The following is a 23366-nucleotide window of genomic DNA, read 5'->3' as shown; positions in this document are numbered from 1 at the left end:
ACCGGCCGATGAAACGATTCGAACCTAGTTTTCTCGACAAGCTGTTCGACGACGAACCGCACCTGCCGGCCTCGGCAGCGATGCGGCAATTGTCGCTGGACGAGCTCAAGAACACGGTCGCCCGCGACGTCGAGGCGATTCTCAACACCCGTATCGCCCACACCGAAATCGAGCTGGCCGCGCTGCCGGAATGCCAGAAATCGGTGCTGACCTACGGGTTGAACGATTTCGCGGGGTTGAGCCTCGCGAGTCACTACGACCGGGCGTTCATCTGCAAGTCGATCCAGCAGGCCATCGCGCGCCACGAGCCGCGGCTGCAGCAGGTGCAGGTGACGTTCGAGCTGAACGAGCAGTCGACCAACGCGCTTTACTTCGCGATCCAGGCGCTGCTCGTCGTGCACCCGGCCGAAGAGCCGGTGAATTTCGATGCGATGCTGCAGCCATCGACGCTGCAGTATTCGGTCACACGCGCACGCGCAGCAAGAATGCAGTAAATCAAACCGCCGAGCGGGCCGGACCGCCCGGTGGTGGATCAGGGTCCGGCAGGAAATATTGAGGTTCGGGGTCGTCGATGGAAGAATTGCTGCCGTATTACGAGCGCGAATTATCGTTTTTGCGGCGCTATTCGCGAGATTTCGCCGAACGTTACCCGAAGATCGCGGCGCGGCTCGCGTTGTCCGGCGAGCATTGCGAGGATCCGCACGTCGAGCGGATGATCGAATCGTTCGCGCTGCTTGGCGCACGGATCAACAAGAAGCTCGACGACGATTACCCGGAATTCACCGAAGCGCTGCTCGAAGTGCTGTATCCGCACTACCTGCGGCCGTTCCCGTCGTGCTCGATCGCGCAGTTCACGCCGGCGTCGCCCGGCCAGCAGACCGAACCGGTCGTGATCGCACGCGGCACCGAGCTGAAGAGCCGCCCGATCCGTGGCGTGCAGTGCCGGTTCCGCACCGCGTACGACGTGACGCTCGCGCCGATCCGCATCTCGGAGGCGCGCTACACGCCGGTCGCGCTCGCGCCGAGCGCGACGGTGCTGCCTTCCAACGCGACGGGCGTGATCTCGATCACGTTCGAATCGCTCGCCGCGCAACTCGATCTCGGCGCGCTGAAGCTGCCCACGCTGCGTGCACACCTGCACGGCGAACAGTCGTTCGTCGCGGCGCTGACCGACTGCCTGTTCGTCAACGTGCTCGGCGCGTACGTCGAGCCGGAGCGGAACGGCCGCTGGACCGCGCTGCGCAAGCTGCCGATCGCGCACGCCGGCTTCGACGAGGACGACGCGCTGATCGACTACCCGGCGAAATCGCACCCGGCGTATCGGCTGCTCACCGAATACTTCGCGTTCCCCGACAAGTTCGATTTCGTCGATTTCGATCTGGCGGCGATCGCACGCGCGTCGGGCCGTTGCCAGCGCGCGACGCTGCATCTCGTGCTGCAGGACGTGCGCAGCGACTCGCACGTCGCGCGGCTGCTCGACCTGCTGACGCCAAGCCATTTCCGGCTGTTCTGCACGCCGATCGTGAACTTGTTCCGCCAGCACGGCGAGCCGATCCGCATCACGCACCGCGCGGTGTCCTATCCGGTGATCGCCGAGGCGCGGCGCGCGTTCGCGTACGAGGTGTACTCGATCGATTCGGTGAAGCTCGTCCGGCAGCAGGCGCACGATGAATCGGTGATCGAGTTCCGGCCGTTCTATTCGCTGCATCATGGCGAATCGGCGCGGATCGGCCATTACTGGTTCGCGCGCCGCAACGACTGGGTCGCGCAGAAGAGCCCCGGCTACGAGACCGAGATCTCGATCGTCGACATCGACTTCGAGCCGACGTCGCCGCAGACCGACACGCTGAGCCTCGACCTCACCTGCACGAACCGCGACCTGCCGTCGATGCTCGCGTTCGGCCTCGAAGGCGGCGACCTGTTCCAGGAAGGCGGCGCCCAGACGAGCGGGATCTCGCTGCTGCGGCGGCCGACTCAGAGCGTGCGCTTCGAGCGCGGCCGCGCCGCGCACTGGCGGCTCGTGTCGCACCTCGCGCTGAACCACGTGTCGCTGGTCGCGCACGGGCTCGCGCCGCTCAAGGAAATGCTGACGCTGTATGACCTGCGGCGCACCGCCGTGTCGATGCGCCAGATCGACGGACTGGCGGGAATCGAGCAGCGCAGTGCCGTGCAATGGCTGCCGGGCAAGCCGTTCGCGACTTTCGTGCGCGGCATCGAAGTGCGCCTGACGATCGACGAGGAGCACTTCGTCGGCGCGAGCCTCGCGTCGTTCGTGCGCGTGCTCGACAGCTTCTTCGGGCTCTACGTTCACCTCAACAGTTTTGTTCAATTGGTCGTCGTGTCGAAGCGCACCGGCGAGGAGATCATCCGATGCAAGCCCCGAACCGGCGAATCGATCCTGGCGTAGTCGACGCGCTACTCGACGAGCCGCACCGCTTCGAGTTCTTCCAGGCGGTGCGCGTGCTCGAAGGGCTGTTCGCGCGGCAGGCGTCCGATGCGCCCGGCGCGTGGCGGCACGGCGACGTCGTCGCGCAGCGCATCGAATTCCGCAACACGCTGTCGCTCGGCTTTCCGCCGAGCGAGATCGAAGGCGCGCGCTCGTTCGACCACGACGGCACGCTGCTCGATTCGGGCGACGCGCGCGGCGCGGCGCTCGCGGCCGGCGAACTCGGCCACGTCGAGCTGACGCCTGCGTTCTTCGGGCTGCTCGGCGGGCAGGGCGCGCTGCCGCTGCACTACACCGAGCAGATCGTCGCGCGCGAGCACCTGAAGCGCGACCATGCGGCACGCGCATTCTTCGACGTGTTCTCGAACCGCGCGACCGCGATGTTCTACGCGGCGTGGAAGAAATACCGGCTGCCGTTCCACTACGAACTCGATCGCGACGAGCGCTACCTGCCGCTGTTGCTCGCGATCGCGGGCGTGCCGAGCGACGAGGTGCGCGACAGCCTCGCGGCCGGCGTGGGCGGCGTGCTCGACGAGGCGGTCGCCGGCTACGCGCTTGCCGCACGGCACCGGCCGATGTCGGCCGCGTACCTGCAGCGCACGCTGTCCGACTATTTCCGCGTGCCGGTGAAGATCGACCAGTTCGTCGGCAAGTGGTACGACGTGCCGCCCGACCAGTTGAGCGTGCTGGGCGAGGTCAACGCGGTGCTCGGTGCGACGGCGCTCGTCGGCGAACGCGTGTGGCAGCGCGACATGCGCGCGCGCATCGTCGTCGGCCCGCTGTCCAAGCGCGACTACGAGGCGTTCCTGCCCGGCGGCGCGCACGCCGTCGCGCTCGAACGGATGCTGACGCTGCTTGCCGGCGTCACGCTCGAATACGAGGTCAAGCTCGTGCTCAAGCGCACCGAAGTCGGTGCAAGCGTGCTCGGCGAGGGCTCGCGACTTGGCTGGGACGCGTTCCTCTGCACGCGCGACGCGGCCGAGGACCGCTCGGATGCTCGCTACGAACTGCACGTGATTCACTGATTCCGAACGACAACAAACACGCAATCGAACCTGAGATCGACGCCATGAGCACGCCTCTGAAGACCCTCATCACGAAACTGAACCCGCTGTGCCGGCACGCGACCGAGCGCGCGGCGAGCGCGTGCCTGGCGCGCGGCCACTACGAGGTCGATCTGGAGCACCTGTTCCTCGCGCTGCTCGACGAAGCGACCGGCGACCTGCCGCTCGCGCTGCGCGCGAGCCGCGTCGATCCGCATGCGCTGCACGCCGATCTCGAGCGCGAACTCACGCGCCTGAAGACGGGCAACACGCGCACGCCGGTGTTCTCGGTGCACCTGATTGCATTGTTCGAGCAGGCCTGGCTGATCGCGTCGCTCGATTCGCAACTCGGCCGCATCCGTTCCGGCCACCTGCTGCTCGCGCTGCTGACTGCGCCCGATCTCGCGCAGTTCGCGCAGCGGATGTCGTCGCAGTTCGCCGAAATGAACGTGACGGACCTGAAGCACAAGTTCGACGAGATCATGACCGGCTCGAGCGAAGCCGAGCCGCGTCAGCCGGACGAGGACGGCAGCGACATCCCAGCAGCCGAGGGCGCCGCGCACGTGGCCGGCCCGTCGAAGACGCCCGCGCTCGACACGTACACGACCAACCTCACGCAGCGTGCGCGCGACGGCAAGATCGACCCGGTGATCGGCCGCGAAGCCGAGATTCGCCAGGCGATCGACATCCTGATGCGCCGCCGCCAGAACAACCCGATCATGACCGGCGAGGCCGGCGTCGGCAAAACGGCCGTCGTCGAAGGCCTCGCGCTGCGGATCGCCGCCGATGACGTGCCCCCGCCGCTGCGCGGGGTTGCGCTGCACGTGCTCGACATGGGGCTACTGCAGGCCGGGGCCAGTGTAAAGGGTGAGTTCGAGAACCGTCTGAAGAGCGTGATCGACGAGGTGAAGAAGAGTGCGCACCCGATCATCCTGTTCATCGACGAGGCGCACACGATCATCGGCGCGGGCGGCCAGGCCGGCCAGAACGACGCGGCGAACCTGCTGAAGCCGGCGCTCGCGCGCGGCGAGTTGCGCACGATCGCCGCGACGACGTGGAGCGAATACAAGAAGTACTTCGAGAAGGATGCGGCGCTTGCGCGGCGCTTCCAGGTCGTGAAGGTCGAGGAACCGAGCGAGCCGCTTGCGGCTGCGATGCTGCGCGGGATGTCCGGGTTGATGGAGAAGCACTTCAACGTGCGCATCCTCGACGATGCGATCACCGAGGCCGTGCGCCTGTCGCATCGCTACATCAGCGGCCGCCAGTTGCCGGACAAGGCGATCAGCGTGCTCGACACCGCGTGTGCGAAGGTTGCGCTCGCACACAGCGCGACGCCGGCGGCGATCGACGACACGAAGAAGCGCATCGAACGCATCGACGCGGAAATTGCGTCGCTGGAGCGCGAAGCGACCGGCGGCGCCTCGCACGACGAGCGGCTCGGCGTGCTGCGCGGCGTGCGCGACACAGCCCTCGAACAGCTCGCGAAGGACGAGGCGCGCTATGAAGCCGAGCGCGCGATCGTCGCCGAAATCAGCGAACTGCGCGAAGCGCTCGACAAGGCGCGCGGCCCGTCAGAAGACGGCGAGCCGGTGGACGTGCCGGCCACCCGCGAGAAGCTCGCTGAACGCGTCGCGGCGTTGCACGCGCTGCAGGGCGGCGAGCCGATGGTGCCGTTGCAGGTCGACGGCCATGTCGTCGCCGAGATCGTCGCGGCGTGGACAGGCATTCCGCTTGGCCGGATGGTGAAGGATGAGATCGGCACCGTGCTGAACCTGCAGCCGCTGCTGACCGCGCGCGTGATCGGGCAGGACCATGCGCTCGAAGCGATCGCGCAGCGCGTGCGCACCGCGACCGCGAACCTCGAGGATCCGAACAAGCCGCGCGGCGTGTTCATGTTCGTCGGGCCGTCGGGCGTCGGCAAGACCGAGACGGCGCTCGCGCTGGCCGACATCCTGTACGGCGGCGAGCGCAAGATGGTCACGATCAACATGAGCGAGTACCAGGAAGCGCACAGCGTGTCGGGCCTGAAGGGCTCGCCGCCTGGCTACGTCGGCTACGGCGAGGGCGGCGTGCTGACCGAGGCCGTGCGTCGCAATCCGTATTCCGTCGTGCTGCTCGACGAAGTCGAGAAAGCGCACCCGGACGTGCTCGAGATGTTTTTCCAGGTGTTCGACAAGGGCACGATGGACGACGCCGAAGGGCGCGAGATCGACTTCCGCAACACGCTGATCATCCTGACGTCGAACGTCGGTTCGGCTGCGGTGATGCAGGCGTGCCTGAACAAGCCGGCCGAGGAGCTGCCCGATCCGGACGCGCTCGCCGAAGCGCTGCGCCCGCAGCTGTACAAGACGTTCAAGCCGGCGTTCCTCGGCCGGATGAAGGTCGTGCCGTACTATCCGATTTCCGACGACGTGCTGGCCGAGATCATCGAGCTGAAGCTCGACCGGATCCGCCGCCGCATCGAAGCGAACCACAAGGCCGCGTTCGAGTGGGACGAATCGCTCGTCGATGCGGTGCTCGCGCGCTGCACCGAGGTCGATTCGGGCGCCCGCAACGTCGACCATATCCTGAACGGCACGCTGCTGCCGGAGATCGCGGGCCACGTGCTCGGCCGGATCGCCGACGGCGAGGCCATCGCGCGCATCGCGGTGCGCGCGGACGAGGCCGGCGAATTCGCGTACACCGTCGAATGAGCGCGGCCGCGCAACACGCATTGATGAACTGACCGAACCATGCCGATCAATCTCCCCGAGCTGCTGACGCCGATCAGCGATGCGTCGCCCAGCGGCGACGACCTGCTGTTCTCGAACGAATTCGACGCGATCCAGGATGCGCGGCGCTACGACGATCCGACGCTCGACCAGGGCGAGTGGGTGACCGAGATCAAGGAGGCCGACTGGGGCTTCGTCGTCGACCATGCGGGCGAGTTGCTGCGCACGCGCACGAAGGACCTGCGGCTCGCCGTATGGCTGACCGAGGCGCTTGCGCTGGAAGACGGCATCACCGGCCTCACCGAAGGCTATGTGCTGCTGGAAGGGCTGTGCCGCGACTACTGGGACACCGTGCATCCGCTGCCGGAGGGCGACGACGTCGAATACCGGCTCGGCAACGTCGCGTGGCTGTCCGGCCGCACGGCCGAGCTGTTGCGCGGTATTCCGGTGACGGACGGCGCGTCGAACGCATTCACCACGCTCGACTGGGACGTCGCGCAGCACGTTGCGCAGGCCGTGAAGCGCGACCCCGAGCATGCGGACGACATCGCGCGCGGCAAGCCGTCGGTCGATCAGGTCGATGCGTCGCGGCGCGTGACGCCGATCGCGTTCTACACCACGCTGCTCGCGAACCTGAAGGCGTTCGAATTCGCGCTCGATGCATTCGAGGACCGGCTCGTCGAACGCGCTGGCGATTCGGCGCCGAGCTTCCGGCAGACGCGCGACGCGTTCGAGACCGTCTACCGGCTCGCCGAGCGTTTTGCACGCGAGCAGGGCTATACGGGCAGCGCATCGCATGCGCCGTCGGCGCCACACGCGCAGCCCGAGCGCATCGAGCCGAGCTTCGGCGACCCCATTCATACCGAGGAGACCCATGTGCAGCCGCAGACCGCTCCCCGTTCTCCGGTGACGCAGATGATTGCCGGCATCCAGAACCGTGCGCAGGCTGTCGACCAACTGCGGGCGGTCGCGCGCTACTTCCGCCAGACCGAACCGCACAGCCCGGTCGCGTATCTCGCGGACAAGGCCGCCGAATGGGCCGACATGCCGCTGCACAAGTGGCTCGAGAGCGTCGTGAAGGATGACGGCTCGCTGTCGCATATTCGCGAACTGCTCGGGGTGAGGCCCGACGAGCAGTCGTGAGGACGGAATTCAGACATTGACCGGCGTTACGGGCTGGAGCGGTGCGCTGAAAAGCGTCGGCGCACGGTTGCTCGGCATCGAGCCGGGGCGGTCCGCAAGCAACTGCCGGCGTACTGGAGGGCGATTCGGACCGCGGCCTGAGTCCGGGTACGCAGTCCGTTTCGATTCGGCGTGCGTGGTTTGTCTATCGGCCGCCGTGCGGAAACGAGCACGATACGACGTGTGATCCGAAGCTGGCCTGCCGGTGCGGATCACGAAGTGTCGGCACGGTTCTGCGTGTGCCGAGCCTTTTGCCTGGCCGACTGTTTCTTCCGGTCCTCGATCCACGGCAACATCGAAATGCTTCCGGCGCTCAACATCAGGCCGCCGAGCAGCGCAAACGTGCCGAATCCCAGCTCGCTGGTCCACGCGCCGTGCACGACCGCATCATTGCGGCGTGCAATGCCCGGGAACAGCGGCGAAACGCGTAGCCCGTCGCTGGCCGCGGCCGCGCAGTAAGTGTGGGTCAGCGTGGCGATCTGCTCGCGGCTGATTGCCGGGTCCGGTCCGCGTGAATACACCGGCGACCCGGCCGGTTGCCAGGTCGTGTCGTATTCCATCGACCGGCCAGTGCCATAGCGGAATACCGCGTGGGCTTCCCATGTCACGTCGCGCTTGCCGTACCGCAGAGTGAGCTCGCACTGCTCGACCGCGACAGGGACACGGGGCCACGCCCGTGCACGCAGGAGGACGGCCGAGTTGACGATGGAGACGGCGCCCATCAGCAGGAAGAGGGCGCCGAAGAACAGGATGAAGGCCGATCGCAGGCAGCGCAGCGCGAGTGTCATGTGAGATTCCGGGACTCATCGGCGGGTATGCCCGAGCAATCCGGCTGCTGGCGGCACACGCGCAGTCCGCGTGCCGGCGCCGCCCCAGCCTGGTACTACCGGGCGCGCCGCGTCACTCGGCATTGAATCTCCGCCTACTGCCCCACCCGGAACTCGATCCGCCGATTCCTTGCCCGCCCATCCGCCGTATCGTTCGGCGCGATCGGCTGATCCGGCCCGACGCCCGTCGTCGTCATCTGCTGCGGCTGGATGTTCTTCGTGATCAGATAGCCCTTCACCGCATCCGCGCGCGCCTGACTCAGCGCGATGTTCGACGTCCGGTTCCCCGAGTTGTCGGTGTGGCCGATGATGTCGACCGTGCGGTTCGGCATCTTCGACAGCACGGCCGCCATCTGGTCGAGGATCTGCTTGCCCTGCGGCGTCAGCGTCGCGCTGCCGGTTTCGAACTCGATCGTGCGGTTCGCGAGCGTCTGGTCGAGCAGCCCCTGCTCCGACGCCGACACGCGCAGCCCGTTCTTGATCGTGTACGTCGGGTTCAGCGCGTTCGCCATGTCGCTCGCGAGCTGCTGGCGCTGCGCCTCGTTGTGCACCTCGCCCTTCATCTCGATCTGGGTGCCGTTGATCTTCAACTGCCCCTTGCTGATCTGCTTGAGCTGCGCGCCGAGCAGCTTCTGCACGTTCGCGCTCCAGTTCGGCGGCGTTGCGACGTCGCCAACCTCGATCTGGTCGACCACGTTCGCAGCGCCGTAGGTGTCGCGCAACTTCTGCAGCACGGCGGCCTTGGTCGCTTCGTCGGGCACCTTGCCGCCGACGACCACCTGGCCGGGCGTCGCGTTCGCGGGCGGCGGCACGATGGTGCCGGCCGTGCCGCGGATCACCGTGCCGGACGCCGTGGCCGGCGCGGCGCCGGCGTTCGTGTTCGCGGGCAGGGCGGCGGTTGTGACCGTGCCGTTGCCGACCGGTGTGACGGTCGCGCCGCCCGTGTTCTGTGCGTAGGCCGTGCCGCTGCCGACGAGGCCGGCGGCGACGAGGGCGGCAACGAAGGGCGAAAAGCGTGCGCGCCGGACGTGAATCGTGCGTTGCATCCCGTCAGCCTCCGATGAACGCTTCGCGAAACGCGTCGATGGCGACGCGCAGCGAGAGTTGCGGTTGGTCGAGGTAGCTGACGAGCTTGCTGATCTGGTGATCGTTTTGCGCATGGGCGTCGATCCACTCGGGATCGTCGATGTCGATGTTGTGGGCGGCGTAGGTCTGCGGATCGACGACGCTCAGCAGTGTCTTCGACGACGCGCCGTTGAAGCCGATGATCAGCCGTTCGCGCTCGGCGATCGTGCCGATGAAGATGGCGAGTTCGAAGTCGGCCTGCGCGACGAACGGTGCGATCAGCTCGAGCCAGAACGCGGCGACGAGGCTGCGATAGAACGGGTCGACGGGTAGCGGCAGCGTGAGGCCGCGTTCGATGTGCGACGAGCCGCTCTGCATCACGGGCCGCAGCAGCGAGCCGAGCGCGAGCATCGCGCCGCGCAGCCGCACGGGATGACCGCTCTCGAGCAGCATCTGTTGCAGGCCGTACAGCGACTGGTGTTCGACGAAGTCGTTGAAGGTGCCGTCATGCGACGTGCCGGGGCCGCCGACGTCGATCGGCACCTGCGTGTCGCCGAGCGCCTGCAGTGCGCCGGGCGGCTCGTCCTTCGCGAGCAGCGGCGGGATCTGCGCGGCGACGCGCGACCACAGCCGCGCGAACGCGAGCGGGCTGCGCGCGAGGAACGCGAGCGGGCGGTCGACCTCGAGCGCGGTCGCGCCGAGGAACGGGAAGCGGCGCATCGACACGTCGTGGCTCGCGACCATGTGGCCCGCGATCGCGAGCTTGCTGCGCGAGCCGAGGAACGCGAAATGCATCGGCTTCGCATCCTCGTAGACGATCTTCCAGCGCGGATCTTCCGCGAGCAGTTCGAGCGCTTGCGCGATCCAGCGGTCGAGCGTCTGCAGCAGTTGCGGATTGTGCGCGCTCTTCACGAAGTCGCCGCGCGACGGAATCTTGCCGAAGTAGGCGATTTGCGCCTGAACGGTTTGCGTCATTGCGCCCCCTGTGCATTGTTTGCGGTGGCGGCCGTGACGGCCGGTGCTGCGGCCGGCGTGCCCGTGCCGGCCTGCGTCGCGTTCTGTGCGGCGCCCGCGCTCGCATCGGCGACCGACGATGGCAGTTGCAGGCCGCGCAGGCTCTGCTGCTGCGGCTGGTCGCCTCCGCCGCTCGTCGGTTGCGACGTGCTGATGATGCGCATCGTCACCGACACGTTCACGCTGCCCTGGACCCACGTGAGGTCGAAGGTGCCGTCCGGACGCCGCTTGCGCTGCGCCGAGTTGATCAGCTTCTCGAGACCGTAGCGGCCCGGCTCGTTGACGAGCTGCACCGTGCGGCCGTCGAAGGTCGTCGCGGACAGCGTCGCGCCCGGCGAGCCCTGCGGGTTCGGCCACACGAAGTTGGTCCACTGCGGCGGCGTGTTGCGGTAGCGCAGTTGCTGGCCGTCGATCGCGATCGTGTATTCCGTCGTGCCGGTGCTCGGCTGCGGCAGGATCTGGAACACGGTCTGCGGCTCGGAGGTCGCGGCCGCGCCACCTGCGGCGCCGCCGGAGAGCGGGGCGACCCAGCGCGCGAAGCCGTTCGTGAAGTCCGGCGTGAGGCCGATGCCCATGTCGCCCCACGTGCGGGCGGCGAGCGTGTCGCCGCGGCGCACCGCGAGCGGGCCCAGCGTGGTGCCGACGAATTTCGCGATCGCACCGTCCGGACCGAACACCTGCGCGATTTCACCGGCGCCTGCCTCGACCTTCGCGCTCGGCGCGAACGGGTACTTCGTTGCGAGCGAGCTCTGGAACGGCTGGTAGACCTGCGCATTCCACACCTTGTTGACTTCGGCGCTGGCCGGCTGGATCACTACCGAGAACGCCTGCATCAGCGGCCGCACCAGCAGCGGGCGTAGCGACTTGCGTTGCGAATCGGTGAGGCCCGTCAGCATCTGCTCGTCGACGAATTTCAGGGAATCGGCGAGTTCCGACCCGTTGCCGTCGAGCGTTTGCTGCATCAACTGGCGCGCGCCGGGGCCGGGGTCGCCCTGGTTCTTGATCAGATTGAAGCGCGTGCGGACCTTCGACAGCGAATCCATGTAGCCCTTGAGCATCGACGTGCCGTCATGCGTCGCGACGATCCGCGCGAGCCCGATGAACTCCTGGCCGATCGGACCCATCGGCACCTCGGCCGGATTGCCGTTGATGTCGATGTTCGCGGCCGCGACCTGGCCGGCCTGCGAGCGCGAGAACAGCTGCTTGACCCAGTTCACGACACCCGTTTGCGCCTTCTTGATCGTCACGTTGGCGAGCGACGGGTTGTCCCACGACGTCTGGTCGTACGCGGTCTCGAGGATCTTTCGGATCGGCGAATCCTGCGGGTCGCCGAGGCGGTTCATCCCGTCGACGGCCTGACCGAAGCTGCTGAAGCCCTGTACCGCGATGCCCTGCATGAACTTCTGCCAGTGCTGTGCGTACTCGGTCTTGTACATGCCGACGAGCGTTTTCTGGATCTGCTCGGGACTGCCTTCCAGCGTCAGGTCGTCCTGCGTCGACGTGTTCAGCACCCAGTCCTTCGCCTGCAGTTCCTTGGTCGCCGCGTCGCGGATCGCCGGCTGCACATAGTCGAACCACGCTTCGCGCGTGAACGTGCCCGGAATCGCGTAGCTGCCGGCGATCAAACCCTGGTTGCCGTCACCGACGATGCGCGCGACGGTCATCGGGGCGAAGCGGGTCGATGCGCGTGCCTTGATTTCCTCGTAGACGCGCTGGCGGGCCGGCATCCCGCGCACGACGCGGCGCAGGTTCTCGCGGGTCTGGTCGACGAGCGCGAGGTTCGCGTCGATCATCGGCCAGTCGTCGTCGTTCACGCGCGACAGATAGAACGAGATCATGCGCTCGGCGCTCTTGATCATCTCGTCGCGCGGCATGTTGCCGCGATTCGTCTCGAGCCAGCCGCGCCAGAAGCGCGCGAGCTGGTCGGTCAGGTGCGCCTGTTCGACGTGACGCTTGTCGGACAGCATCAGGTACGTCTTCAGCGCGTTGTACGCATCCTGCACGTTGGTCGGCGATGCATCGCTGTACAGCCCGCCCTGCGGTGCCGCGGGCTGTTGCTGTGCGGTGTCCGTCGCGGACGCGCCAGGGGCGGCGCCGGCCAGCGGCGCAGCCCCTGGCGGGTTCGTCGAAACAGGCAGCGCGCCGCCCTGCACGGCACCCGATTCGGGCGGGCGCGTCATCGGCACGAGCTGTTCGGGGTGTGCGTTCACGTCCTTCATGAACGACGCGAGATTCTGCGAGACCGGCGCCAGCAGGATCTGGCGCACACCGTTGTAGTACTCGGTCAGCAGATGCTGTTCGAGACGGTCGCCCTGGTACAGGCCGAGCGACACCGACAGTGGCTTGTCGCGGCGGAACTGCTCGAGCTGTTCGATCCGGTCTTCGAGGATGTCCATCGCCTGCAGGCGCGACTGCAGGTCGTTGCGGCCCTGCTGCAGGCGCGTGACGTTGTCGAGGTCGGCCTGCACGTTCGTGACGAGCTGCTGGTTGCCGATCGTCGACCAGGTCCAGCCGCCGAGCGCGAGCGCGAGTGCGGCGACGAAGCCGAAGAAGGTCGCGTAGCGTAGCCGCGTCTTGGTCGGGCTCGCGAACTGGCGCACGGTCTGGCGGTCCGCGAAGATCACCTTCGAGAACAGGTCGCGCAGGAAGAAGCCGTTCTTCGAGAATGCGCTGTGCGGCTTCGGCAGCGCGTTCGCATCGAGGCCGAAGCGGCTCGCGATGCGCTGCGCGGCGGCGCTGTTGGTTTCGCCTTCCTGCAGTGCGCTCGTGAAATAGAAGCCGCGGAAGATCGGCTTGTACTGGAACGGGTTGTTTTCGAACAGCGTCGCGAGGAACGCACGCAGCGACGGCTTGATCGTCGAGAATTCGAGCGGGAAGCTCAGCTGGCCCGGCGACAACTGGTTGCCGCGCGACAGCGACAGCTGCGCGACGCTGATCTCCTTGAGCCCTTCGTACAGTTCCTCGAAGCGCTCGTCGAACAGCGTGACGACGTCGCGTTTCTCGTCCGGCTCGTAGGGCAGGGTAGCGCCCCACACGCGGTCGTACTCGTGCTTGTCGCTGCTGCTGAAGAATTCGGTGAAACCAGTGATCAGGTCGGCCTTCGTGAACATCACGTAGACCGGTGCGAACACTTCGAGCTTTTCCGTCAGTTCCTGGACGCGCTGGCGGAGGTTTTTCGCGAGGTTGATCGCAAATTCGGGGCGGTTGCCGGTGAGTTCCGCGATGCTGGCGGTGACGATGATGCCGTTGATCGGCGCCTTCGGACGGTAGCGTTTCAGCAGGCCGAGAAAGCCGAGCCATTCGCTACGGTCTTCCTCGTGTACCGAATAGCGACCGGCCGTGTCGAGCAGGATCCCTTCGGTCGTGAAGAACCAGTCGCAGTTACGCGTGCCGCCGATACCGTGGATCACGGCGCTGTTCTTGTCCGCGAACGGGAACTGCAGGCCCGAGTTCAGCACGGCGCTGCTCTTGCCTGCGGCCGGATTGCCGATCACGATGTACCACGGCAGTTCGTACAGCGCGGAGCCGCCCGATACCTGGCCGATCTTCGACGTCTTGATCGTCTTCACCGCGTCGGACAGGCGCGTGCGCAGCACGTCGAGGTCTGCCGTCTTCGCATCGGCTGCGATCGCGGCGGCGGCCGGTGCGGCGATCTTGCCGGTTTCCGCCTGCTCTTCCAGCACCTGGCCGAGCTGCTGGTTCGCGCGCTTCACACGCCAGCGGCGCCACAACGCGACGCCGAGCCACAGCACGAGGATCGCCGCGAAGGCGATCGCCGCCCACAGGAGAGGCAGCTGCAGCATGTCGGCGGCGATGAAGAGAATCGCCGCTAGCGCGACGATCCCGACGATCGAGAGCGTACGCGGATGAGTCAGCACGTTGAGGATGCGTTGCATAGGACGTTCAGGTTCCGGTGCGATTCGGTGAGGCGACGCAGGCGCGTCGAGCGGCAAGGGTGGCGCCGCGATGTGTCGCCATGCTGTCAGGCAGGATGAAGGGGGCTGGCATCAATGCGCTCGCGGCATCGGAGAAGGCGCGCGCATTAATGAAAGGACGCTGTGAGAATTAAAACGGAAGCGGCGGCCTGAAAAAATCGTGCAACGGAATGCCCGATCGATTGCGCCGCCCAAATAGTTTCCTGCCGGGTGATTAAAAAGCCCCATGCCGCCCTCATTATTTCTTGTACGGTAGCCCTGACTAGCTGCCGCGTCCCAGTTTAAAACCGGGTTTATGGTATTCCACGTGCCCGAGATCCATCATCTTCCAGCGGCCCCCCCAGGTCAGGCCGACCTGCTCGGCAACTTGTCCGTACAACTGGTAGCCGCGCATCGCCCAGGGATCTTTCTCGGAAATGACCAGCTTGCCGTCGCGCAGGAATGCGTTGTCGGCCGCCAGCCCGAATTGGTGATAACTCTGGAAGGCCGCCGCGTTGGTCACGTTGGTGCCCATCTGCGCGAGCCGGTTCTGGCGTTCCGGACTCCGATAACCTTCAAGCAGCGCCATTTCATAACCATATTGTTCGTGCATGATCTTGTAGACCAGCAGCAAACGCGTGCGGAAGTCGGGATCCAGCAGGTTCCAGTCGCGGCTCGCGTCCTTCAGCGCCGGCCGCACCTGTTCGACTTCCTTCGTGGCAAAGACTTCCGGCGGCAGCGGCGGAGGCGGGACGAGTTGCTCGCCCTGCAGCAGCGCGGCGATCTTCTCGTCGGGCACGCGCGCCGTGTCGTCGTACTGAAACAATTGCCGACCGCGTAACGCAATGGCCACCAATGGCGGCGTCGCAAGAATACCTGCCGATACCATAATCATCAAGCGCCGCCGAATCAGTAAATTTTGCACATCACTTAATGCGCCGCGGGTAATGCTTGCCGATTTAACAATTTGACTTCGTGTACGCGCGGCGCGATCGTTCGCACGGCGCGTTAGACGGCCATGAAACTGGGCGACGGATTCGAAAACAGTCGCGCGGATACCCGGTAAAAGCAACAGTGCCGCGACCGCGACGGCAAGGGCGAAATAGGCGACGAGTGCGACGGCAATCAACGAAATCCCCGGAAATTGGAATTGATTGTGTTTTGCAATGCTTGCTCTTAGAATCAGGCTGCTTTGAGAGGCCGGGCTATATTATCGCGGTGAATTAAACCAGGATTCAATGAGACGCTGAATGAGTGCGCCGGAAAATTCAAATTCGAAAACCCCGCCTAGCCTGCTGTCCGACAGCAAGCCGGCAGGCGAGGGGGGACCGCAGCAATCGCGCATTCTCGCGAATCTGGAAGGACGTGTCACGCCGCCGGCCGAATCGTCGCGCCGTTCGCTGAAGGGGCCCGTCGCGGCTGTGGTCGCGCTCGTGGTCGCCGTGGGCGGCTGGGGCGCATGGCGTTGGCAGCAGCAATCCGGTGAGACGGCCGTCGTGGCCGCTGCGCCCGCGCAGGCAACCGCGAAGGCCGAACCGGCCAGCGGCGCCGCGCAGGTCGCGCAGAATGCCGCGTCGGCGGCGTCCGCCGTTCAACCGGCGACGATCGTCAACGAGGATGCCGCATCCTCGACCGTTGCGTCCGCATCGTCCGTGTCCGGCACGGACAACAGCCGTCTGTCGCGTGCGCTCGCGGACGGGGCGGACGATACCCCGGGCGCCGCCACCGCAGGCGCAGCCGCCGCGGCGACGGCAGCCGCGGTTGCTACGACGAAAACCGCGAAAGCCGATGCAGCGAAGAACGACAAGGTCGCGGCACGCAGCAAGGCAGAGGCCAGGGCCGACGCGAAGGCGGAGGCCCGCAAGCATCACAAGGAACAGGTAGAGCTCGCACAGGCGAAGAAGCGTCGCGAAACGGCGGCCCGTACCGGCGGCGCGCGATCGTCCGGGAAGGACGATCCGGATGCCGATTTGCTGGCGGCGCTCGTCGCACGCACGAAGCCGGCCGACAAGAAGGCCGCCGCGCAGAAGGCGCAGGCCGGGCCGACGAAGACGGCGGCCGCGACGGGCGGCTCGCTCGCATCGCGCGTGAAGGACTGCTCGGAGCGTGGTTTCTTCGAGGATCAGCTGTGCCGTTGGCGCGTTTGCGAGGGCCACTGGGGCAAGGATCCGGCATGCCCGACCGCCGCGCAGTCCGAGACGCGGCAGTAAGCGGCGTCACTCCACCCGTTCATCGCACACGCGCCGCCATCGAGCGGCGCGTTGCTTTTGGGGCCGCAGGCCGCGTGCGCACCGTCGTGTGTGACGGTGTCACGCGAGTGTCACGCGCGTCGTGCATACGTTTCCTTTCTTTTCCCGGCGTGGCGCCGCGATGCGCGAAGCGCGGCGCGCGCCGCATGACCTTCGACACGATGGATCTGATCGTACAGACTTACGGCGCCGATACGTCCGGCATGGTGTGCGGATTCCGCTTCGTCCCGGGCGGGTCGGGCGCAATGCTCGATGCCGACGCGGCCGCCGCGTGGCTGCATGCGTGCCGCGAGCATGAGGCGGTGCCATCGGACGATTTCGTCTGGCTGCACTTCAATCTCGCGCACGGCGCGAGCGAGCGCTGGATGCGCACGCACCTCGGGCTGCCCGACAGCTTCTTCGAATTCCTGCACGAAGGATCGCGTTCGACGCGCATCGAGCAGGAGGACGGCGCGCTGCGCGCGATCGTCAATGACGTGATGTTCAATCTCGAACTGACGCCGTCGGAAATCGCGACGCTGTTCGTCCATGTCGAGCGGCGCATCATGGTCACCGCGCGGCTCAAGCCGCTGCGCTCGGTCGACACGCTGCGCGCATGCGTGCGCGACGGCGAGCAGTTCCGGTCGCCGGCAGAACTGCTCGTGCACCTGCTGCACGACCAGGCCGACCTTCTGATCCAGATCATGCGACGCACGAGCGTCGACGTCGATCGCATCGAGGATCGCTTCCTGTCGCAGCGGCTCACGTCGAATCGCGTCGAGCTGGGGGCGATGCGCCGCACGCTGACGCGCCTGCAACGCATGCTGGCGCCCGAGCCCGGATCGATCTTCCGGCTGCTCGCGAAGCCGCCCGCGTGGCTGCACGCTGAAGACGTGCAGGAGTTGCGCGAGTCGACCGAGGAGTTCTCGCTCGTGCTCGCCGATCTGTCGGGGCTCAACGAGCGGATCAAGCTGCTGCAGGAAGAGATCGGCTCGCGGCTCGACGAGCAGAACAACCGGACGCTCTTCACGCTGACGCTCGTGACCGTGATCGCGCTGCCGATCAACATCGTCGCGGGCTTCTTCGGGATGAACGTCGGCGGCGTGCCGTTCTCGGAGAACAAGCACGGGTTCTGGCTGATGGTGCTGCTGGTGGCGGGCTTTACCGGGCTCGCCGCATGGTGGGCGTTTCGCCGGCGCGACGATCGCTAGCGGCGGCGGCATCACGCAGGCCGCAGCACGCGGGCAATGCGTCAGCGCAGCAGCGTGATCGCGTGCTCGCCGATCACCATCCCGAGCAGGCCGACGAGCGCGACGAGCGGCGGGGCCGGCGAGCGCACGTGCAGCAGTGCGTACAGCACGCCCACGCCGAGGCCCACCGCAAGCGAAAGCAGGTAATTCATCATGGCGGTCTCCGTGCCGGGCGGCGTCACGGTTTGAGGATCACGCGCTCGCGCGCGCCGGCCAGCACGGTGCGATACGCATCGTGCGCGCGCTCGAGCGGGTACGTGTACGCATCCTCGATCGGGAACGCGCGCAGCGTGCCGTTGCCGAAGCCGGGCGCGAGCGTATCGAGGATGTTCGCGACCGCGGTGCCGCCGAGCTGCAGCGAATCCACGCCGACGTACGTGTGCTGGCCGCGATAGAACGAGAAGATGTCGAACGGCACGCTGCGGTCGATCGTCGAGATGAAGATCTGGCGCCCACCGATCGCCATCGATGCGTTCGCCGCCTCGAAATACGGGCTGCCCACCGTGTTGTAGACGATGTCCGCGCCGTGCCCGCCGGTCGCGGCGCGCACCGCGTCGGCCACCGCTGCGCGCGAAGCGTCGATTACGCGCACGTCGCCCGAAGCGTGGCCGCGATATTCTCCGGGGCCGCGCTCGACGCCGATCACCGTTGCGCCGCGCGCGGTCGCAAGCTGGATCGCGGCCTGGCCGACCTTGCCGTTTGCGCCGAACACGAGCACGACGTCGCCGGCCTCGGGCATGCCGGCGCGCCGCAGCCCTTCGTACGCGGTGACGAACGGCACGCCGATGCCGGCCGCTTCGTCGAGCGTCAGCACGGCCGGCTTGCGGCGTACTTGCGCAGCATCGAGCACCAGCCATTGCGCATGCGAGCCGTCGCGCCCGACGCCTAGGTCGCCGCCCGAGCCCCACACCGGCGCACCGATCCAGCCGTCGGGGCCGACGCGCACGATGCCGGCCCAGTCGCGGCCGGGCGTGCGCGGCCACACCGCATGCGGCATGCGCCCGAGCGCGGCCTTCACGTCGCTCGGATTGACGCCGGCCGCGCGAACCTCGATCAGCATCTGACCGTCGCCCGGCACGAGCGGGTCGATTTCCCTGACGCGTGCGTCGAGCGACTCGATGTCGGGAGCGGGGGCGTCGAAGCGGATGCTACGCATGATGATCTCCGTGAAGAGCGGCTGGCGCGCTGCCCGGCGGGTCGGCGCATGCAGCGGTGGAAGAGGATGACTGGAGTCTAGTCGGCCGGATTTGACATGGAAATGCGCAAAGGCGGATGATTGTTTTGCATTTATTGCATAGCGACCTCGAGAGCCGGTATGGACGACTTTCTTTCTCCGCATCTGGCCCTGTTCGTCGACGTGGTCGACCAGCAGAGCTTTTCGGCAGCCGCGCGCCGGCAGGGCGTCGCTGCATCGTCGGTCACGCGGCGCATCGACCGGCTCGAGGCGCAGCTCGGTATCCGCCTTCTGCATCGCACCACGCACGCGCTTCGGCCGACCGAGGCCGGTCTGCTGCTGTATGGGCGCGCGACGCGGATGCTCGCCGAACTGCGCGGGCTGCAGGAGGACCTGCACAGCCAGCACGACGAGCCGAGCGGGCTGCTGCGCGTCGACTGTCCGGCACCGTTCGGCCGAAGGCACCTGATGGCCGCGCTGGCTGCGTTCATGCAGCGTCATCCGGCGCTGCAGGTCGACCTGTTGCTGACGGACAGCATGGTCGATCCCCAGGGCACGCGGCTCGGCTCCGACGTCGATCTCGCGGTGCGCATCGGTCCATTGGAAGACACGCGCTTCGTTGCGACCGTGCTCGCACCGCAACGCCGCGTGCTGTGCGCCAGCCCCGACTACGTCGCGCGGCGCGGCGAACCCGAATCGCCCGACTCGCTCGCCGGGCACGATTGCCTCGCATGGCACGGGGCGCCGCCGCCGGGCGCATGGCGCTTCGACGGCCGCCGCCACGTGCCGTCGCAGCCGCGGTTTCGCAGCAACCATTCCGAGGCGCTGCTCGAAGCGGCGATCGACGGGCTCGGCATCGCGCACCTGCCGACCTGGCTCGCGGGGGACGCGCTGCGCGACGGTCGGCTGCGTGCATTGCTGCCGCGTTATGCGGCAGCGCCCGAGCCGGCGACGATCCACGTGCTGCGCCAGCAGGCGCGCGGCAGCGCACGCGCGTCGCGGCTGGTTGCGTTTCTCGCCACGTGGTTCGCGCAGCCGGCGTGGGATGCCGCGTGGACGTGACGACGTGATCGACGACGTGCAATGAGAAACGGGCCCCGCATGCGGGGCCCATCGAACGGCGGGAAGTGCCGGCCGGCACCGCATGCGCGGCGCGGCCGGTCGAACGACAAGGTTACTGAGCCACCGTCTTGCGCGGCTTGAACATGCCCTGGTAGCGCAGCGTCGGGCGCTCCTTCTCCACCGGCGCGATACCGCCGAAGCTCGGCGTCTGGCGCAGCTTCATCGCGGCCGGCGAAGCGACCGAGCCGATCGACGTCGAACGCGAAGCCGGCGCGAGGTTGTTCGCGACGAGCAGCGCGGCCTCGCTCTTCAGGTTCGCGAGCAGCACCGGATCGGTCGAGGTGTTGATCTGCGTGAGCAGGCCGCTCCATGCTGCGTCGCTGTAGTTCACGACGTAGTAGTCGAGGCCGCTTGGATCCGCGACCACGCCCGTGCAGCCTTCGATCCGCGTCTGCGTCTGCGTGCCCTTCAGCGCGAGCGTCGTGTGTTTCGCGAGACCCTGGCCGTATGCGAGCGTGAGCGGCACCGTCCATTGCAGGCCCGGATACGCGTTCTTGTTCGGGAACGGCTGCTGTTTCAGCGTGACGACCGTCTGGTTCTTCGTCAGGTCGCACTGCGTGTCGAGCGAGATCAGCGGCACGCCCGTCTGGCGCACGTAGCTGTCGCCGATCGGGCCGACCGGCTGGCCGCTCGCCTTCGACAGCGCATCCCACAGACGCTTCGGCGTGCCGTTGCCGAACGAGTAGTCGACCAGGTACTGCTGCAGGCCGTGGCGCAATGTCTGCTCGCCGAGATAGTTCTCGAGCATCTTCAGCACGTGGCCGCCCTTGTCGTACGTGAACGCACTCGCGCTCAGCACGAAGTCGTTTGACGCCCAGTCGTTGAAGTTCGGTGCGACCGGGAATGCGTTCGGGCCGATGTCGCGGTTGATCACGCGGTACTTGTTCTTCACCTGGTCGAGCCAGCTGAACTGGTCGGGGAAGAACTGGATCGTCGTCTTCGTTTCGAAGAACGTCGCGAACGACTCGTTGAGCCACACGTCGTCCCACCAGTCGGTCGTGACCAGATCGCCGAACCACTGGTGCGCGACTTCGTGCGTCAGCACTTCATTGCCGTACTGCGACATCGGCTGGCCCGGCTGCGGCAGGATGTCGTCGGCGAACTCGAGGATCGAGCCCCAGTTCTCCATCCCGCCGAAGTTCAGGTCCTTCTGTTCCTTGAACGCGTCGTTCGCGGCGACCGTGTCGAACTTCGTCAGCGGCAGCGGGATACCCGTGTAGCGGTAGTAGAAGTCGAGTGCCTGCTTGGTGCGGTCCATTGCCGGCTTCGCCCAGTCGCTCATGCCTGGCGGCGTGAACACGCGCAGGTGCAGGCCGCCCTTGCCGCCCGGCAGCGGGCTCGTGAAATTGTCCTCGTAGGTGTCGAACATGCCGCCGCCGAAGAACAGCAGGTACGACGGCATCGGCGGCGTCTTCTCGAACTGCACGAGCTTGTAGCCGCCGCCGACGTTGGTCGACGGCTTCTCGGCCGCATTCGACACGACGCGCCAGCTTTGCGGCACTTCGGCCGTCACTTCATAGGTCGGACGGAACGCGGGTTCGTCCCAGCCAGGGAACCACTGGCGCGCGAGGTTGGTTTCGCCCTGCGTGAGAATCGCGCCGCTCGTCTTGCCGTCGGTGCCCTTCAGGTCGACGCGGAAGACGCCTTCCGCGGCCGAGCAGCCCGGATACGGGTCGTCGCCGCAGCTGCCACCGGTCTTCGTGACCGGATCGTCATACGACTTGAAGTTGATGATGCCCGACCACTCCATGTGCAGCGAATAGTTGCCCGCCGCGATCGTGCCGCTGACCGGGCGCAACTGGTAGTAGTCGCCCTTGTCCTGCGGCGTCGCGATCAGCTGGATGTTGCCCGGCTGCAGCGTGACGCGGCCGTTCGCGAACTTGATCCGGTGGCCGGCGATCACGATGTTGTTGACCGGCTTCAACACCTTGATCTCGACGTCGGCGCGCCCGTCGAAGGCGTTCAGCGCGTCGTTCGGGCGGAACCATAGCCGGTAGTTGACCGGGACGACGGTGTCCGGAAGTTCGACAGGCGGCACGCTCTTGTCGACGTTGGCGGTGGCCGGCGGAGGTGCGCTCGGCGGCGTGGTGACGGTGGGCGTCGAGCCCGGCTGCGGTGCGCCGGCGGAGCTGAGCGCCGAAGCCGAGCCCATGCCGCCGTCGTCTCCGCCGCAACCGGCAAGTGCCAGTGCGGCGACGAGCGGCAGATAACGCATCTTGTGAATGTTGATCGACATGACTGAAACCTCGATTGTTGAAAGAATCGTTCAGTGCTGCGAAAACTCCGGCAAAAGCAATCCCCCGCCGTTAATCAACGGCGACGCGAAATGCCAGTGGCGGATTATTCGAAAAAGACGGTCGACCGACTACGTGAAGGTAATCATGGTTTACTGCCCCCTCTGTGTTTTCCGGATATCGGTTAACTTGCCGGTTAAAAATGGCCGGGCGCGTGTTGTACTGAATTGATTTCGCGCGCACGACACAGGGCTGCACGCCTGCTGCGGGCGCGCATTCCCTTTGAGCCGACGACCCACGGGGCTGGCCGCACCAGGCCGCGCGACGGAAGGACGGCGTGTCGCCGTTTCGTAAAATCGCCGTCATGCGGTTTCAAGGTTTGTCGGCCTGCTCGAAGGATGCGTAAATATACTTGATGGTATTGAGTAAAGGAAACGAAAAAATTAGAAGGTGTGTCTATTGGTTTTTTTGTGCGTGATTGAATGGCGAAAGGCATTAATCGGCTTTCTGTTTGGCTGTCGTTTTCGTAGTTTTAATCTATTAATGATCTCGCCGATAACCGAAAACTACGAATCATGGTGCGGCCCGGCGCGCTCGGTACAATGCATCGATGATTCGTCGATCGATTCTGTCGAGGAGGTCTGCCGTGCCACGAGCCCTGTTCCGTATCGCGCCGCTGCGCGCCGCGCTGCTGTTGTTCGCCGCCGTCCTCATGCTCGGCGGTTGTGCGGGGCTCACGCGCGAGCCCGTGAGCGTGACCGTCGTCGGACTCGACCCGCTCGTCGGGCAGGGCCTCGAGATGCGATTCAGCCTGAAGCTGCGCGTGCAGAACCCGAACGACGCGCCGATCGAATATGACGGCATTGCGGTCGCGCTCGACCTGAACGGTACGCCGTTCGCGAGCGGGGTCAGCGACCGGACGGGCAGCGTGCCGCGCTTTGGCGAAACCGTGATCGACGTGCCCGTCTCGGTATCGGCCTTCGCCGCCGCGCGGCAGGCGTGGAATCTCCCCGGCGCGGCCGCGAACGGCGAGTTGCCATATGCGCTGCGCGGCCGGCTCGCCGGCGGCGTGCTCGGCACCGTGCACTTCAACGACGCTGGTACGTTGCGCATGCCCGCGATGCCGGCCTGGGGCGGGTAGGTGGCGCACCGGCCG

17 protein-coding genes are annotated in these 23366 nt (G+C 66.5%); 9 read left to right on the top strand and 8 right to left on the bottom strand.

Going from position 1 to position 23366, the window contains the following annotated elements; genetic code table 11:
* Window positions 1–8 precede the first annotated feature (8 nt).
* The 5 genes from tssE (at window position 9) to tssA (ending at window position 7343) form a co-directional block, all read left to right on the top strand.
* On the top strand, window positions 9–494 hold the full coding sequence (gene tssE, locus DIE13_RS19350) for a type VI secretion system baseplate subunit TssE (RefSeq protein WP_124828638.1): 486 nt from the start codon (window positions 9–11) through the stop codon (window positions 492–494).
* 77 nt (window positions 495–571) lie between these two features.
* Window positions 572–2407 carry a type VI secretion system baseplate subunit TssF gene (tssF, locus tag DIE13_RS19345; RefSeq protein ID WP_124828637.1) on the top strand — a complete coding sequence of 612 codons (1836 nt, stop codon included), beginning with the start codon at window positions 572–574 and terminating at the stop codon, window positions 2405–2407.
* Window positions 2371–3471 (top strand): type VI secretion system baseplate subunit TssG, encoded by a 1101-nt coding sequence (tssG, locus tag DIE13_RS19340; protein ID WP_124828636.1) that lies wholly within the window; start codon window positions 2371–2373, stop codon window positions 3469–3471. The genes tssF and tssG overlap by 37 nt, the downstream gene beginning before the upstream one ends.
* A gap of 44 nt (window positions 3472–3515) precedes the next feature.
* The gene (tssH, locus tag DIE13_RS19335) at window positions 3516–6182 is read left to right on the top strand and encodes a type VI secretion system ATPase TssH (RefSeq protein ID WP_124828635.1); all 2667 of its coding nucleotides are present in this window, start codon (window positions 3516–3518) and stop codon (window positions 6180–6182) included.
* Window positions 6183–6221: 39 nt separating this feature from the next.
* The gene (gene tssA / locus DIE13_RS19330; protein WP_124828634.1) at window positions 6222–7343 is read left to right on the top strand and encodes a type VI secretion system protein TssA; all 1122 of its coding nucleotides are present in this window, start codon (window positions 6222–6224) and stop codon (window positions 7341–7343) included.
* Window positions 7344–7594: 251 nt separating this feature from the next.
* Here tssA and DIE13_RS19325 read toward each other — a convergent pair whose 3' ends face one another.
* From DIE13_RS19325 to DIE13_RS19305, 5 genes are all read right to left on the bottom strand, one after another.
* A complete protein-coding gene (locus DIE13_RS19325; protein WP_124828633.1) occupies window positions 7595–8170 on the bottom strand; it encodes a DUF3592 domain-containing protein in 576 nt (191 codons plus the stop codon).
* Window positions 8171–8304: 134 nt separating this feature from the next.
* Window positions 8305–9255, bottom strand: a complete 951-nt coding sequence (locus DIE13_RS19320; protein ID WP_124828632.1) for an OmpA family protein — start codon at window positions 9253–9255, stop codon at window positions 8305–8307.
* 4 nt (window positions 9256–9259) lie between these two features.
* Window positions 9260–10249, bottom strand: coding sequence for a type VI secretion system-associated protein TagF (tagF, locus tag DIE13_RS19315; RefSeq protein ID WP_124828631.1), 990 nt, complete (start codon window positions 10247–10249; stop codon window positions 9260–9262).
* The gene (gene tssM, locus DIE13_RS19310) at window positions 10246–14184 is read right to left on the bottom strand and encodes a type VI secretion system membrane subunit TssM (RefSeq protein ID WP_124828630.1); all 3939 of its coding nucleotides are present in this window, start codon (window positions 14182–14184) and stop codon (window positions 10246–10248) included. Before tssM ends, tagF begins: the two co-directional genes overlap by 4 nt.
* Before the next feature lie 301 nt (window positions 14185–14485).
* Entirely contained in the window at window positions 14486–15331 is an 846-nt protein-coding gene (locus tag DIE13_RS19305) for a M15 family metallopeptidase (RefSeq protein ID WP_124828629.1), read from the bottom strand.
* A gap of 121 nt (window positions 15332–15452) precedes the next feature.
* On the opposite strand from DIE13_RS19305, the gene DIE13_RS19300 reads away from it, so the two are divergent.
* Both DIE13_RS19300 and DIE13_RS19295 read left to right on the top strand, forming a co-directional pair.
* Window positions 15453–16412: a phage tail protein gene (locus DIE13_RS19300; protein ID WP_124828628.1), complete on the top strand. Its 960-nt coding sequence runs from the start codon at window positions 15453–15455 to the stop codon at window positions 16410–16412.
* Between the two features lie 200 nt (window positions 16413–16612).
* The gene (locus tag DIE13_RS19295; RefSeq protein ID WP_124828710.1) at window positions 16613–17641 is read left to right on the top strand and encodes a transporter; all 1029 of its coding nucleotides are present in this window, start codon (window positions 16613–16615) and stop codon (window positions 17639–17641) included.
* A gap of 41 nt (window positions 17642–17682) precedes the next feature.
* Here the strand turns inward: DIE13_RS19295 and DIE13_RS19290 are convergent, their stop codons facing one another.
* Window positions 17683–17835: a DUF1427 family protein gene (locus tag DIE13_RS19290; RefSeq protein WP_096504356.1), complete on the bottom strand. Its 153-nt coding sequence runs from the start codon at window positions 17833–17835 to the stop codon at window positions 17683–17685.
* A 23-nt stretch (window positions 17836–17858) separates the two neighbouring features.
* The gene (locus tag DIE13_RS19285; RefSeq protein ID WP_124828627.1) at window positions 17859–18836 is read right to left on the bottom strand and encodes a zinc-binding alcohol dehydrogenase family protein; all 978 of its coding nucleotides are present in this window, start codon (window positions 18834–18836) and stop codon (window positions 17859–17861) included.
* Between the two features lie 159 nt (window positions 18837–18995).
* Between DIE13_RS19285 and DIE13_RS19280 the strand changes: the two genes are divergently transcribed.
* Window positions 18996–19916: a LysR family transcriptional regulator gene (locus DIE13_RS19280; protein WP_124828626.1), complete on the top strand. Its 921-nt coding sequence runs from the start codon at window positions 18996–18998 to the stop codon at window positions 19914–19916.
* Between the two features lie 112 nt (window positions 19917–20028).
* Here the strand turns inward: DIE13_RS19280 and DIE13_RS19275 are convergent, their stop codons facing one another.
* A complete protein-coding gene (locus DIE13_RS19275) occupies window positions 20029–22212 on the bottom strand; it encodes a M1 family metallopeptidase (RefSeq protein ID WP_124828625.1) in 2184 nt (727 codons plus the stop codon).
* A 644-nt stretch (window positions 22213–22856) separates the two neighbouring features.
* On the opposite strand from DIE13_RS19275, the gene DIE13_RS19265 reads away from it, so the two are divergent.
* On the top strand, window positions 22857–23351 hold the full coding sequence (locus DIE13_RS19265) for an LEA type 2 family protein (protein WP_098549904.1): 495 nt from the start codon (window positions 22857–22859) through the stop codon (window positions 23349–23351).
* Window positions 23352–23366: the final 15 nt, after the last annotated feature.

Origin of the sequence: Burkholderia sp. Bp9016, assembly GCF_003857765.1 — a bacterium.
Classification (GTDB): domain Bacteria; phylum Pseudomonadota; class Gammaproteobacteria; order Burkholderiales; family Burkholderiaceae; genus Burkholderia.
Note: the sequence above shows the minus strand (reverse complement) of the source record. Positions and strands in the feature narration are given on the sequence as shown.

Coding starts and splice junctions, on each gene's coding strand:
- tssE (WP_124828638.1), top strand. CDS start 9: ATGAAACGATTCGAACCTAGTTTTCTCGACAAGCTGTTCGACGACGAA.
- tssF (WP_124828637.1), top strand. CDS start 572: ATGGAAGAATTGCTGCCGTATTACGAGCGCGAATTATCGTTTTTGCGG.
- tssG (WP_124828636.1), top strand. CDS start 2,371: ATGCAAGCCCCGAACCGGCGAATCGATCCTGGCGTAGTCGACGCGCTA.
- tssH (WP_124828635.1), top strand. CDS start 3,516: ATGAGCACGCCTCTGAAGACCCTCATCACGAAACTGAACCCGCTGTGC.
- tssA (WP_124828634.1), top strand. CDS start 6,222: ATGCCGATCAATCTCCCCGAGCTGCTGACGCCGATCAGCGATGCGTCG.
- DIE13_RS19325 (WP_124828633.1), bottom strand. CDS start 8,170: ATGACACTCGCGCTGCGCTGCCTGCGATCGGCCTTCATCCTGTTCTTC.
- DIE13_RS19320 (WP_124828632.1), bottom strand. CDS start 9,255: ATGCAACGCACGATTCACGTCCGGCGCGCACGCTTTTCGCCCTTCGTT.
- tagF (WP_124828631.1), bottom strand. CDS start 10,249: ATGACGCAAACCGTTCAGGCGCAAATCGCCTACTTCGGCAAGATTCCG.
- tssM (WP_124828630.1), bottom strand. CDS start 14,184: ATGCAACGCATCCTCAACGTGCTGACTCATCCGCGTACGCTCTCGATC.
- DIE13_RS19300 (WP_124828628.1), top strand. CDS start 15,453: ATGAGTGCGCCGGAAAATTCAAATTCGAAAACCCCGCCTAGCCTGCTG.
- DIE13_RS19295 (WP_124828710.1), top strand. CDS start 16,613: ATGGATCTGATCGTACAGACTTACGGCGCCGATACGTCCGGCATGGTG.
- DIE13_RS19290 (WP_096504356.1), bottom strand. CDS start 17,835: ATGATGAATTACCTGCTTTCGCTTGCGGTGGGCCTCGGCGTGGGCGTG.
- DIE13_RS19285 (WP_124828627.1), bottom strand. CDS start 18,836: ATGCGTAGCATCCGCTTCGACGCCCCCGCTCCCGACATCGAGTCGCTC.
- DIE13_RS19280 (WP_124828626.1), top strand. CDS start 18,996: ATGGACGACTTTCTTTCTCCGCATCTGGCCCTGTTCGTCGACGTGGTC.
- DIE13_RS19275 (WP_124828625.1), bottom strand. CDS start 22,212: ATGTCGATCAACATTCACAAGATGCGTTATCTGCCGCTCGTCGCCGCA.